This window comes from Mucilaginibacter endophyticus (assembly GCF_003351025.1).
Lineage (GTDB): Bacteria > Bacteroidota > Bacteroidia > Sphingobacteriales > Sphingobacteriaceae > Mucilaginibacter > Mucilaginibacter endophyticus.
This window is the reverse complement of record NZ_QPCG01000007.1, coordinates 364,495-377,115: the sequence shown is the minus strand read 5'-3', so window position 1 is coordinate 377,115 and position 12,621 is coordinate 364,495. Positions and strand designations below refer to the sequence as shown.

19 protein-coding genes are annotated in these 12,621 nt (G+C 42.1%); 3 read left to right on the top strand and 16 right to left on the bottom strand.

Features of this window, described 5'->3' with window-relative positions; genetic code table 11:
- Positions 1 to 22 precede the first annotated feature (22 nt).
- The 9 genes from DUL71_RS26110 to DUL71_RS26075 all read right to left on the bottom strand — a co-directional run bounded on the left by DUL71_RS26110 (position 23) and on the right by DUL71_RS26075 (position 5,697).
- Positions 23 to 586, bottom strand: coding sequence for a hypothetical protein (locus DUL71_RS26110; protein ID WP_114940802.1), 564 nt, complete (start codon positions 584 to 586; stop codon positions 23 to 25).
- A complete protein-coding gene (locus DUL71_RS26105; RefSeq protein ID WP_114940801.1) occupies positions 583 to 1,140 on the bottom strand; it encodes a DUF1543 domain-containing protein in 558 nt (185 codons plus the stop codon). The genes DUL71_RS26110 and DUL71_RS26105 overlap by 4 nt, the downstream gene beginning before the upstream one ends.
- On the bottom strand, positions 1,137 to 2,843 hold the full coding sequence (locus DUL71_RS26100; RefSeq protein WP_114940800.1) for an FAD/NAD(P)-binding protein: 1,707 nt from the start codon (positions 2,841 to 2,843) through the stop codon (positions 1,137 to 1,139). Before DUL71_RS26100 ends, DUL71_RS26105 begins: the two co-directional genes overlap by 4 nt.
- Positions 2,844 to 2,891: 48 nt before the next feature.
- Positions 2,892 to 3,242 (bottom strand): hypothetical protein, encoded by a 351-nt coding sequence (locus DUL71_RS26095; RefSeq protein ID WP_114940799.1) that lies wholly within the window; start codon positions 3,240 to 3,242, stop codon positions 2,892 to 2,894.
- 404 nt (positions 3,243 to 3,646) lie between these two features.
- The gene (locus DUL71_RS26090; RefSeq protein WP_161964513.1) at positions 3,647 to 3,931 is read right to left on the bottom strand and encodes a hypothetical protein; all 285 of its coding nucleotides are present in this window, start codon (positions 3,929 to 3,931) and stop codon (positions 3,647 to 3,649) included.
- A gap of 29 nt (positions 3,932 to 3,960) precedes the next feature.
- Positions 3,961 to 4,098 (bottom strand): hypothetical protein, encoded by a 138-nt coding sequence (locus DUL71_RS32325; protein ID WP_167443317.1) that lies wholly within the window; start codon positions 4,096 to 4,098, stop codon positions 3,961 to 3,963.
- Between the two features lie 174 nt (positions 4,099 to 4,272).
- The gene (locus tag DUL71_RS26085) at positions 4,273 to 4,467 is read right to left on the bottom strand and encodes a cold-shock protein (protein WP_091207888.1); all 195 of its coding nucleotides are present in this window, start codon (positions 4,465 to 4,467) and stop codon (positions 4,273 to 4,275) included.
- A 229-nt stretch (positions 4,468 to 4,696) separates the two neighbouring features.
- Entirely contained in the window at positions 4,697 to 5,179 is a 483-nt protein-coding gene (locus DUL71_RS26080; protein WP_244228838.1) for a DUF4385 domain-containing protein, read from the bottom strand.
- A gap of 62 nt (positions 5,180 to 5,241) precedes the next feature.
- A complete protein-coding gene (locus DUL71_RS26075; protein ID WP_114940796.1) occupies positions 5,242 to 5,697 on the bottom strand; it encodes a ferritin-like domain-containing protein in 456 nt (151 codons plus the stop codon).
- A 42-nt stretch (positions 5,698 to 5,739) separates the two neighbouring features.
- Between DUL71_RS26075 and DUL71_RS26070 the strand changes: the two genes are divergently transcribed.
- Positions 5,740 to 5,943 (top strand): hypothetical protein, encoded by a 204-nt coding sequence (locus DUL71_RS26070; RefSeq protein ID WP_114940795.1) that lies wholly within the window; start codon positions 5,740 to 5,742, stop codon positions 5,941 to 5,943.
- Between the two features lie 215 nt (positions 5,944 to 6,158).
- On the top strand, positions 6,159 to 7,388 hold the full coding sequence (locus DUL71_RS26065) for an FAD-dependent monooxygenase (protein ID WP_114940794.1): 1,230 nt from the start codon (positions 6,159 to 6,161) through the stop codon (positions 7,386 to 7,388).
- Here the strand turns inward: DUL71_RS26065 and DUL71_RS26060 are convergent.
- The 7 genes from DUL71_RS26060 to DUL71_RS26030 all read right to left on the bottom strand — a co-directional run bounded on the left by DUL71_RS26060 (position 7,364) and on the right by DUL71_RS26030 (position 12,030).
- Positions 7,364 to 7,894, bottom strand: a complete 531-nt coding sequence (locus tag DUL71_RS26060; RefSeq protein WP_114940793.1) for a 2'-5' RNA ligase family protein — start codon at positions 7,892 to 7,894, stop codon at positions 7,364 to 7,366. The genes DUL71_RS26065 and DUL71_RS26060 overlap by 25 nt on opposite strands.
- The gene (locus DUL71_RS26055; RefSeq protein WP_114940792.1) at positions 7,876 to 8,013 is read right to left on the bottom strand and encodes a DUF2256 domain-containing protein; all 138 of its coding nucleotides are present in this window, start codon (positions 8,011 to 8,013) and stop codon (positions 7,876 to 7,878) included. The genes DUL71_RS26060 and DUL71_RS26055 overlap by 19 nt, the downstream gene beginning before the upstream one ends.
- Positions 8,014 to 8,111: 98 nt before the next feature.
- Positions 8,112 to 8,801, bottom strand: a complete 690-nt coding sequence (locus DUL71_RS26050; RefSeq protein ID WP_114940791.1) for a MarR family winged helix-turn-helix transcriptional regulator — start codon at positions 8,799 to 8,801, stop codon at positions 8,112 to 8,114.
- Between the two features lie 36 nt (positions 8,802 to 8,837).
- Entirely contained in the window at positions 8,838 to 9,905 is a 1,068-nt protein-coding gene (locus DUL71_RS26045; protein WP_114940790.1) for an oxygenase MpaB family protein, read from the bottom strand.
- Between the two features lie 13 nt (positions 9,906 to 9,918).
- Positions 9,919 to 10,563 carry a flavin reductase family protein gene (locus DUL71_RS26040; RefSeq protein ID WP_114940789.1) on the bottom strand — a complete coding sequence of 215 codons (645 nt, stop codon included), beginning with the start codon at positions 10,561 to 10,563 and terminating at the stop codon, positions 9,919 to 9,921.
- 17 nt (positions 10,564 to 10,580) lie between these two features.
- Complete coding sequence (gene idi, locus DUL71_RS26035) at positions 10,581 to 11,108, bottom strand: isopentenyl-diphosphate Delta-isomerase (protein WP_114940788.1); 528 nt, start codon at positions 11,106 to 11,108, stop codon at positions 10,581 to 10,583.
- 85 nt (positions 11,109 to 11,193) lie between these two features.
- Positions 11,194 to 12,030, bottom strand: a complete 837-nt coding sequence (locus DUL71_RS26030) for a phytoene/squalene synthase family protein (RefSeq protein WP_114940787.1) — start codon at positions 12,028 to 12,030, stop codon at positions 11,194 to 11,196.
- Between the two features lie 399 nt (positions 12,031 to 12,429).
- Between DUL71_RS26030 and DUL71_RS26025 the strand changes: the two genes are divergently transcribed.
- Positions 12,430 to 12,618 (top strand): YtxH domain-containing protein, encoded by a 189-nt coding sequence (locus tag DUL71_RS26025; RefSeq protein WP_114940786.1) that lies wholly within the window; start codon positions 12,430 to 12,432, stop codon positions 12,616 to 12,618.
- Positions 12,619 to 12,621 lie beyond the last annotated feature (3 nt).

Below are 12,621 nucleotides of genomic sequence, written 5' to 3'. Positions count from 1 at the left end.
TAATCGTTTGTTTACCCTGCATTTACAGATCAGTAAAGCTATTTGATGTTAATTTGGAAAGAGAATCATTGATCAAGCTCACGGCCTTCAAGTGCAGGCTTGGCTCGCCACTCTTCATAACAGCTAAAAGCAAACGCTTTTTCGACAGATATTTCAAAGCGTGTTTAAGATCGTACCTTAGTACCCAACGGATGTTGTAGATCAGGTCAGCATATTTAACGGTTTGTGCAGTGGAGCTAATGGCGGCTAAGCGTGCAGCCTCTCTCGCTTTCCTATCCTTCTTTTTTAATTCGGGATAATTTTTTTTTGTGAACACGTCCGTCAGTTCTACAGTACAATTCACGATCAGGTGCGCTTCACGGTCTGTATAATCAAAACCGATTAGTGCCGAAAAGAGTTCTGCCTCAGTTGTTTCGGTATCTTCAAAAAGATCATGACAAAGGCCTGTTTCGTAACCCAAAGGGATTATGGAGGCTAACTCGGCAACAGCAGTAAGATGATTGATGTAAGGCTCAGCGGTACGCCTGATCAGCTGACCTCTGTGCCGCTGTTTTATCCAGTCAATTAGTTTATCCCTACGGTTCATTTGAGCTTATCCAGTTTAAAATATCCTAAATGGATCTCATCCTCTGGCATACTGCTTCCATCGCCGAAAACAATATGGTACTTGGCTTTCAAGTCTGGCGAAAGCAAATCCTGGATATTGTGAACACTATCGACATCAACCCCATATTTTTCATCAATATGAGCGGTGGCGATGCCTTTTAACGAGTTGGTTTTAAAAAACAGGCTTTTTTTTGCGGATTGGATAGCAGCTTGACGGCTATTTTGTACCGTGAGCATCGTGTAGTGCTGTTCTTCCAACTTTCCTTTAGTGTAACCGCCAAGATTTAAAAAGAATAGTTTGTTAGCGGATACAGGACTTTCACCATCTAAAGGAACAACCTGCACTGCAAAACCATCAACCTTAGTTACTTCCCGCCAGCCGTCAATGTGCAGGCTACCACCTGCCTCCGGCCAGAACGCCCGGACTTCGGGCACTAAGTCACGCAAGCTTTCGGCAATGCCAAAGAAAAAATCATGTTGTTCAACTACCCTGCCAGGCGCTTCGGCACCTAACAGTAAAAGGTATAACGTCATACCATTAATCTTTCAATAATGATACCAGATACCTCTTCACTAAAATCAAGACCGGAATAATCTGGGTTATACCCCCCGATATAAGGCACCGCCATCATATAGATCCGTTCATTAAAAGCCCCATATGCATCCATTATCTGGAAATGATCATTAATAGTGATGCCGGAGACTTTTAAATAGTAAACGCCCCGTTCATCTTTCGAAACCGGCTTACCGGCATTCATCGCCTTAAGTCCTTCGTCTGCAGATTGAAATTTGAGTTTGGCAGGCGTAACAGTTCGCTTTTCGATCAGGCTTTTAAACGGCAGGTCCTCAAATGCTAAATGCGGTTGACCTACGCAATCTATATAAGTTTGGTAATATACGCTTTGTTCGTTTTTATGCTCATCTGTATAATTATAAATGGCGCCACCACCCTCATGTGGTTCTACCCTGCTTTCTTCACCAACCGGGATCAGCTCCAACACGCCTGCCTGGTGTAGCGCCAGTAATTCCTCGCTCGAACTTTGAGGTATATAAGCGATAACGATCGAAATAAGTGGCGTAAGGGAATGCTGTAACCGCTGCATATCCTCAGCAGAAAGGTGCTTGGCGGGATAGTTTAAGGCAAAACTTAAAACACCCAGCATTTCCTTCCAATAGATGGATTTTTGATGTTTGATAGATCGCTCAGCTTCGGCATATTCGGCCTTTAATAATTGAAAAGGGTCGAGTTCCTCGCGCAAAGCCATCATGTTATCCACAAATTCTTCAAGGCGCATATCTTTGATCTTCTCATAAAACCCTGGTTCTTTTTCCTTTATTGGCAATTTAAAATCCCGTTCAAAAATATAATCCAACGACAAAAATCCATCGTTGGCTTTGATATGTATTTTGATCTCGTCTTTGCTCAGCAAGCTATCATTTGATAGATGCGAATCGTCCAAATGAAAACGTACCGCCGGCAACATGCCATTCCGGGTATGCATCACCATTTTAAAATCGGGATGTGAGGCGAACGGTGTATAAAAAAGCTTCCCATTTTTGTCTTTATCAAAAGTACCGTTATGCCGGGCAAGTGTCCGGATAGCATCAACCGCGGTGAGTGATGAACCTTTAATGGCAACCGGGTGGTTAAGCTTTATGGCGAGTTTCACCGGCGGATACGGCGAATCGAAATAATTGGGGATGCTTCCCTCATGCTTTCTCGGCCAGTAATGGCCGGTGCAAATGATCACGTGATCAAATTCGGATTGCTCGCCATCTTCGGTTTCTATAATTACCGCCCCTTTTTCAGGCTGGTCAATAATATCTGATACCGTGGTATTGTAACGCACATGATAAGTGATACCAGTTTCCCGGGCCTGTTTTTGAAGCAGGTCGAATTGCGCGCTGAGATATTGGCCAAACAACAAACGCGGCAGTACTTTGTATTCGTTAAAGCGGGCGGCGTCCATATGGTATTTATCCAGTGTATCTTTAGAAATGGTCTTGACCCAGTCATCCAGAGCAGTAACCAGGGGTGGTATCTCATTACCCGACACATTGGTAATATGCTCATCATTGGCGCCTTCAGCACTGTAAGGCATGCCTGATCCTAATTTATTTTTACGCTCGAAAATGGTAATACTCAGATCTGTGTTCCCTGTATTTACGAGTCGTTTGAACATGAACAGGCCGCTTGGGCCCCCGCCCAGTATGGCTATGCGTTTTTTACCTTCCAATTTATTAAGACTTGGGGATTAGATATATGCTAATATTAATCGTGGCGGCTAATTATCTTTTATTTGGTTCCAGAGCGCGGGGTTATCTCGGATATTGCTCAGGTGTTCAATCACTTCCTGTACTTCATCATGATTTAATTCCCGTTGTCCATCTGCAGTATAAGTGAATATTTTGCCAGGTAATTCAAATGTGATGTAACCGAAATACTCAGGATCTTTAATTCGTTCAAGGTGCAGGGTACTTTCTTTGCTCCTGCTTATCAAAGGATTACCAGCACCGATATCGAGAAAAATACTGTACGTATGGGTAATTATCGTATGGCCATTCAAATGGGCAGCCGTATCCGGGATCACCATTAATGGGTAACCTTGTTCGAGTTGAAAAAATAGCGGGTTCATGCTGCTGTAAATGTTTACAGCTACTACAATATGCAGCCTGTTTAGTTTTAGCCAGGCAACCTAAAATATTAGTAGATAATATTTTCTCTTATAAGTTAAGTAAAACCATTCATTCTAAAAACATTATGAACAAAACAGACAGATCACCGATCTCTAGTTTATCGCAGGTTTAGCGGGAGCTTATTTTACCGGAACCATCAGCAACTTTAATGGCATAAGTTGATCGGATGGCCATAAATGCAAAAAAAACAATTGTGCTGATGGCAAGTATAATATAGATATAATCTACGGTTTTAAATGAGTTCTCTTTGGTCATAATATGTCAAGAATTCAAATATAACTATTTCTTTTACAGGCGTTAAGAATACCTCACTCCGTGTGGCTTTAATCGTAAATCAATGATATTAACGCCATTCCTCCATCGGGTTGTACGCAACCAGATATTGTAATTCGTTAACGTGAATAGCTTTCAATGGAATAGGTTCTGTGAGCGGGAACGAGAGGGCCGTCTCAACCATGCTTAGCATTCGGGCAAGTTTCTCAATACCTGGTTCAACAGATACGCTTACCCGATATTGTTTCTCAATCGCTATTTTATCGGCTTTACTAACCAATTTCAATTGCCATGGCTTATCTTGTTTAAAACCTTGTTCTATTGCTATGTTCCGTAGATCAAACAAGTATTCCATTACCTGCGTGTTAATAAGTCCCTTTGTCTTCAATCTTTTTTCTTTTTATTAATTGTTACACTCTCGCCTGATGCCGATTTTTTGCCTGCCTGATAATCTGAAGTCGACTTATTACCGCCTACTGCGGGAGCTTTTTTTACGTTTTTACTACCTTTATCCTTACTCATGATTGTTTTTTGATTAATACCATTTCAATGTGCGTTTGCCAGGAAATCACTTCAACAATTTCATAAAATTGTGTTTGTATATTCAACCCTTATTTGTGACCATCGAGGTTAGAAACAACAAAAAAGCATCCAATTTTATCAATGGATGCTTCAGCGAATTTGATATTGTGATGATTAGATTACTTTAACATTGATCGCATTAAGACCTTTGCGGCCCTCTTCTACATCGTAAGCTACCTGGTCATTGTCGCGGATTTCGTCAATTAAACCTGTAACGTGCACGAAAATTTCACTTCTGTTGTCATTTTGCGAAATAAATCCAAAGCCCTTTGTGGCGTTAAAAAATTTCACAGTTCCTTCTTTTTGCATTATATCTTTTTTAATAAGTACGCAAGGTACAAATTAAATTCCGTTATTTATTTTTTATTTAAAATATTTAACAAAAAGTTAAATCAATTACTACATATCATTTTATTCAATTTGAAGCCTAATGTATCCTCATGCCTCGACTTATATTGGGTAATATTCAGTCGTGCCCTATTACGGGCCATAGCGATCAATTAGTGACTTTTATATGTTTTCCGGCAGACCATGCTTTTTAACCTCTTTCATGTTTCCATTTCTTTTTCAAGCTGCTGTAAACTATATCGCCTTCTGCTGCTTGCCATCGTTTATAAAAGATGGCTGCTGCTGCCGCTTTCTCCGGCTCTCCGGTTCCCCGCTCCATTTCTGCATAATCATCGTTAGCATCATATTTTTTGCCGCCTTTGTAATTCGCATATCGGCGGGCACGGGTGTAACCCATCTGCAAATACTTGCGTGCCATGTCTGCCCCCACAAAATCACCGTTAGCTATGTAGGTTTCGAACAAATCGAATATTTTTTCGCTGCTCTGTTCGGCGACATCCCCGTTAAGAAAACGCCAATACTGCCCGATCTCACTTTTATAAGGTTCGCAGATCAGAACACCCTGTTCTCCCTTACCTACCCGGTACAACTCCGGGTGTTCCCGATAATTGATATCCGGTTTCCAGGCATAAGAAGACTTGTCAAAATCCAGGTAAGATGGCCGGTTAGTCATATCTAAAAGCATACACAAAAAAAGCCGCCCGATTAGGCGGCTTTTTTTAAATTATCAGTTCATTAGTTTTTAGCAGCATCGCGCAACGCCTTGATCTGGTCATGCGCTGCGTTGATCTCTGTAGCCTGACTGCGAACCGTTTGTACGGCTTCGGCCGGCAATTCGCCGCCGCTCAGGGCATCGTTGTAAGCTTTTTTGATCGCATCCTCACCACGCTCTGCTTCTGAGAGGATACTGGCGCGGTCACTACCACCGAAGATCGATTTCACATCAATCCATGCACGGTGCAAAGTTCCGCCCACACTATTTCCTGTTTCTATTTCTTCGGCGTCGCCAACCAATGCAGCTAACTCCTGGCCATTTTTGCGGCTTTGCCCCGCATAACCCTGGAACAACTCCTTCAGGTCAATGTTTTCCTCTTTAATATCCGCGATAGCTTTTTCAAAACCCGCTACACGGTCGTTGTTAATCTCGATAAGGTCGTTCAGTACGCCTGTTGCATTTGTTGTAGTTGCCATAATGTTTTTCTTTTTAGATAGGCTTCATACAGTCCCAATACCATGCCAAATACCGTCATCACCGGTATTTTAGCTAACACTATTAATGGAACAAAAGTTGTTGTATACGCGCAGGCAAACATAAAAATCATGGCAACTAAAAAGAAAAAGGATTCCTGCTGGTCAGGCTACACTAAAGAAGGAATGAAAAAGAAAGACGGCAAAACTGTACCGAATTGCGTCAAAGATTCTTCTAAAAAGGACTAAATCAAGGTAAGGAATCATTTCAAGAGAACAGTATGGTCTCTATAGAGCCATTACATCATTCCGATACAACTCTCTGATAACGCTTCAACAATAATTTCAGCAATCAGCTTAATTAACTCATAACTTTAGCCATACTTTAAAGCCTGCTTAATGTTGTTAGCACAGGCTAACTAGAAACCAGACAATTTACAAACACATAACATATCAGGAACATAATGCACGTTAATAAAAAGGTACTAATCTCCGGTGCAAGCATTGCCGGCCCTACACTGGCGTTTTGGCTTTCTAAATATGGCTTTGATGTTACGATAGTGGAACGTTCGAAATCACTAAGAATGGGCGGCCAAAATCTGGATATAAGAGGTGCTGGTCGCGCTGTTGCAAGAATGATGGGCATAGAAAAAGAGATCCTTGCTGCAAATACCGGGGAGATCGGCCTGCAATTTGTTGATAGCGATAACAAGGTTAAGGCTGCCTTTCCAAGCGATGGTGCCGGCAGCTTCACCAGCGAAGCAGAAATTTTGCGGGGCGACCTTGTTAATATACTATACCAGCATACGAAAGATGACGTGAAATATGTTTTTGGTAAGCATATAACAGCAATTGACCAGCACGATAACAAGGTTAATGTAACCTTCAGTGATGATAACAAGGAGGTATATGATTTGCTGATCGCTGCCGACGGCGTTCGGTCAACCACACGAGCGTTGATTTTTGGCGATGAACCCAAAGTTAAATTTACCGGGCTATATAATGCCTGGTACACCATCCCTAAAACGGAGACAGATACCCAATGGGCCCGCTGGTACACGGCAACAGGATCAAGGGTTATGTTGATCCGGCCGGATAATCATGGTACGGTCCGGGCATCGTTTAGTTTCCTTTCAGATGATGCCGATATACAAAAGTTATCAGCAGGCGAACAAAAAAAGATCCTGAAAGAAAAACTATCGGGTGCCGGCTGGGAAGAAAAGCGTTTGACGGAAGAGATCGAAAAAAGCGATGATGTGTATTTCGACGGCATCAGTCAGATCCATGCCCCAAGGTGGTTCAATGGCCGTACAGGGATGATAGGTGATGCAGCTTATTGTCCCACACCTTTAACAGGGATGGGTACAACATTAGCTATTGTTGGTGCTTATTTGTTAGCAGGGGAACTGTCGCAGCATAATAAGCATGAAGACGCGTTCATCGCCTATGAAAAACGCATGCGCCCCTTTGTTGAAAAAGTTCAAAGCCTTCCGCCCGGAGTTCCTTGGCTTGCACATCCAAAATCTAAATTCGGCGTAGCGGTAGTTAATACGGTAGCGGGAATACTGGCAAGCAGTTTTGTAAAAAGGATCGGTAAACTTTTTGAAAGCAAAAACAAGGATGTGACAAAAGATGAAATTGAGCTACCTGATTTTAAAGCCGTTCAACATCACGACTTACTTTGTGATTCATAATCCCACAATCGCTCCGCGAATGCATAGCTGCATTTATGCTGCCATGGGCCACCCAGATACTGCCAAAGATCTATACCAAGACTGTCAACCGAAAATGGTTCAAAGCTAACGGAAAGTTCATTTATCAGCGCACGCGCCCGCTCAGGGGTAGTTTTATTCATAATGGTAATATGGGGCCGGAAGCCCTGCAAGTCCTGGGGGATCAGTTTATTTTTAAAATGAGTACTTAATAATTTATGTAATAGATTTAGTTCTGAACACTCCGCCAGGTACGCGACACCCGCACCCAGATTCATCAAGCCGACAATATTCAACGAAAAAGGTTCATAAGCAAAGTCCTTCAATACTTTATAAGTTTCCGGGTCATTTGGCAACTGATGAAAAAGCATTAAATGAGCATCTAAATAATTTCGTTCGGGCGGGAAATATAATTGTCGTTTAGTATTAAAAAAGCACTGGCTCTTTTCATCCAACTTCAGCGTTAATATCAGCGGTTCTTCCTGCATTTTTCTGAACAATATTTAACTTCATCCCAAACCCTATCCCATTTTTTACGCCAGGTAAAAGGTCTTCCGCAGGTTGGGCAGATTTTTTGAGGCAGGTTCTGCTTTTTAATCCCTTTCACAAATCGAGCTGTAGTTTAATGGTATCAAATGTTGTGCTGTTTCCCATGCATTTCTATAATACGATCAATGTCTACTATATTCAAACTCATGGTATCATTTAATTTATAGGACTGATTTCGGTTGCAAGGGTCCTGAGATCTTCTTTGCTTACAATCGTTTTCTTTTCATGGTGTTCCAGATGAAAATCTTCCAGCTTTTGTAAAAGGTATTGTAAGGTGAATTTTTCCGCTACTGTTAATTTGCCGGTAATGATCTTGCCTACATAATTGGTATGTTCAAATACCCGGTATAACAGCGCCTTTCCATCATCGGTAATGGCAATGTGCTTGCTGCGTTTATCTTTCTCATCATCCCATTGCCTTACCAGGCCTGAAGCGATCAGCCGCCTGATCACTTCAGTGCCCGATGTTTTTTCCTGCAGATTATAACCGATCAGTTCCGACTTTGATAAATGATCATGTGTAAGTAAAATCGCCAGCGCGGTAAAATCTTCGCCGGTTTGCAGTGGGGTACCATCCAAAGCCTTTTTGATATAAAATTTCGCGTAACGGCTCATGAAAACAAACAAACGGCCGATGTTATTCTCCAGCTGATAAGCGATCTCCAATGCGTCACGATCATTTTCGCCAAACCTCACTTCGCTATTGGTATTGCTATCAGCAGCGTGACCAACCTTGTTCAATAAAAAACCGGTAAAATCCTGAATGGAAGCTTCCCTACCCTGGTTTTCTTCCTCAAGTTCCGCTACGAGGTTTATTAGTTGATGAATAAGTTGGTATGATTTCATGATTTGGAAATTAAATTATCGGCAGATCGTTCAAATTTAGTTTCTTTTAACGAGTTCTGGGTTCTGCGCTTTAAAAGTGGCATAAGCGGCGCGGTAAACCTTTTTGCTGTCGCCTTCCGGTTTAAAGCTTTTCAACAGGTTCATCGTCTTCATTAAGGTCAACTTATATCGGGGCAGGTCCGGAGCATTTATCGCCAACATATCCGCAATCTCTTGTCCCAGCAGGTAGCGCATTAAGCCCAGGATATCTTCGGCGGTGGCTTTACTTTTATTAACAGACATGATGTGCGCTGTTAGCGAAGAAGTTAATTCCCGCCCTTGAGTTGAAGTTTTAAACTGTCGCTTTTTAATGCTGTTATCTAATAGTTGTGCCATTCTGGAGTTTTCAGGGATCAGGTCCTCGTCTAAGCCTGTCAAATATCCAACCACTGCCCAGATGTGCATAAAGGCTGCCTGGTCGTCCTGGCTCACGCTAAAACCGAGCAACCGTAAGCCACGGATGACGATAAGTGAAAATGAAAGATTGGTTCCGGCCATATCTTCCTGATTGATAGGAACTCCCCAGGATTGATCCCAATGTCCATTTGCCAGGGTGTAGTAACGAACAGCGGCATGCATGATACGTACTTTTAGTATCTCTTCGTAAGCGTTGCCATTTTTTCCAAAAGCATCCGGCCCCATCACTTCCCAAACAAAAACAGCGGTATCATAAAGCCGTTTGGTGGTTTGCTTCCGGATCAGTTCTGACAGATACAATACCATTGCGCCGTTGGCCGCCGTGTAGCAATACGGCAAGGATAATAAACCAAGCAAACTCATAATGGAGGTTGAATGCCTGGCATAAAAAGCTGCCCCTTTCTTCATTAAACGGGGTTCAGCCCAGGACGGTAGATTGCCGGCTTTATTCACAATCTCAAAATCCGGAAAAACACCCTTTAAACTATCCAAATGTTCCGGGCCGGATTTCCCGGCCATCCATTCCTGTAACTGCTTTTTCTTTAGCTCATCAGCAAACACATGCCTTATAAAAGCATCCACTTTCGGATCACCTGAAAGCCGTTTGAGGTCTAAAAAGTCATTAGTATATAAATTTTGACCGCTCATTTCCGCGTGTTTTCTAAGGCTCAAGTGAAGATAAATGAGGTGCTACACCCGGCTTTGCGTAGGCCAGCTGTCCGACAGGTTGCGGAAGATAATAGGTATCTAATCCGGCCACGGTCATTGTTTTCGCTTTACCGTGATCAACAGTTCCATCCGCTGCAATTAAATCATCATCCATTAGTATGTGAATGATCTCGCCGATAAGAATCGTGGTGCCATTAATCTCTATATCAATAATTTCCCGAAGTTCCAGTCCTATGCGAACGTTAGATTCTCCGACAAAGGGCGCCTTGAAGTCCTTCACGTATTGTTTATGAAACCCACAGGTGTCGAATTCTGAAACCCCTGACGGATAGCTCGCACTGGTTTGGTGCGCCTGCATATACCATTCGGGTAAAACGTTATTGAGGGTGTACTGACCTGTTGATTTGATGTTATGCAGCGTGTCGTTATGTTCGCGTTCCGGCCTGATCACCAATCCGATCAGCGGCGGGTTTGCACCGAGGTGAAATGCAGAACTGATGATGCACAAATTGGAGATGCCGTCGTTACTAGTTGTGCCCAACAGGTTTAACGAACGAAAACCGATCAGGCTATTGATCAGGCTGATCCGGTACTGTTTTTCCAACTCATGGATCTGTTCACTTTTAATATTTAGCATGTTCACTTGTTTTTAATTTAACCCTGACCTGCGGAGCAATACATTTCCACCACCCGTTCCAGGCATATTTTAAACCAGGCAGTGTAATCATCCGGTTGTTTTAGTAATTCAAGGATCAGCAAATCAGTTTCCATATACCTGAAACCGGCTACTTCAGCCGCATCCGGCCTTGGTATCTCGTCGCTCATGCCTACAAATACATGGTCATATTCATGTTCGATCAGCCCGTTTTCAAACTCGTGGCGATAGCTGAATTGAAACAATTCTTTCAGTTCGCAATCAAAACCCATTTCTTCCTGTAAGCGTCGGTGTGCAGCATCAAGTGTTAATTCGCCCAATCGTGGATGGCTGCAGCAAGTGTTTGTCCAAAGGCCACCGGAATGATATTTATCGAAAGCTCTTTGTTGCAGCAATAATTGCCCCCGGCTGTTAAATACGAACACCGAGAAGGCACGATGAAGGGCTCCCACACGGTGAGCCGCCAGTTTTTCCATCGTACCGATACCCTGGCCATTCTTATCAACAATCACAATGCAATCATTCATCTTTTTTCTGTTTTAATTCGCCGGTTTCCCGCTTCTTGATTTACCGCTGTTCCAAACGATATCAAACAAAGACAAAACAAAACTTTCATAATACATTTAATTTGTACCTGATCAGGGAATCAAACATCAGGTAGAATTTATGCCCGTTAGATACTCTTATACGTTCAGACATTACTTTTTCAGCCGGGACTTTAGCGATCTTTCGGAATAACTGCTTGTAATAAACATAAGCCAGATAAACCCCTTTGCGGCAGGAACGCGGTAACTGCCTGATTCCATTTAAGGCTTCATTTAATTCTTTTAAGATATCTCCCTCGATAGCCCGCTTGTTTTCATCAGAAAACGCAGACAGGTCAACGTCAGGGAAATAAGTCCGGTTCAATTCCTGATAGTCTGCATTCACATCCCGGAGAAAATTTACTTTCTGGAAAGCTGAACCCAGTTTCATGGCGGGTATTTTTAAACGTTCAAATTCCTCCCCGTTACCATTGGTAAATACATGCAAACACATCAGCCCCACAACCTGGGCAGAGCCCATGATATATTCATCGTATTTTTCTGAAGTATAGGCCTGATTTTTAAGGTCCATTTCCATGCTATTCAGGAACTGAATAATCAACTGGTGTTTTATGCCAAATTGATTAACTACCTGCTGGAAGGAATTAATTACCGGGTTAATGCTTATTCCCCTTTCAATAGCCTTAAAAGTATCTGCCTTCAATTCAGCAAGCATCAATGACTTTGGGTAGTCATGAAAACTATCCACAATCTCGTCGGCCAGCCTCACAAAACCATATATCGCGTGTATTGGACGACGGACCTCCTTCTTAAAAAAAAATATCCCGAGAGAAAAGCTGGTACTGTAAAGCCGGGTTGTTTCCCTGCTGCACGTTGCTGATAATGTATCGAATCTTTCTTTCATCTGTAGTTGAGGGATTGGGTAAACGGTTAGGCTAAAACCTTAACGTTTATAAACGTCATAACCTATTAGCAACCAATCTACTTAGCAAGTATAATACAATATTGAATTATATTTGTTTTTTAAGAACAATTATGTACTAAACTCTTTACAAATTACTATACTACACCCAACAACGCAATCATTTTTTTTCAAAATGGATTTATTAATCCCATCTGATTCAATTAGATAAATCCTGTTTTTCATTTATCAGTTATATATTACACGGAATTCCCAAAGAACCTATGGCTTTTACCGGAGCTTTAGTGTTATTCATCGTCACATGCCTTTGCATGGTGTTGGTTTGTTCTTATCAACCTGCAATTTGGTGGCATCATAGTTGACCATATCAATGAAAAACTTATGGGCACGATCAAGACTTTTTTATTAGGCGCAGGAACAGCTTATGCCATCTACTTCATTACCAGGAGACGAATAGACGGAACCTCAATACTGGACGAGTTATTGGACAATCCTTCGTTATTTATGAACAAGGCGAAAGACTACGCAATAGCAGAAATAGTACATACGGTAAAACAAAAATTAAGGTAATAC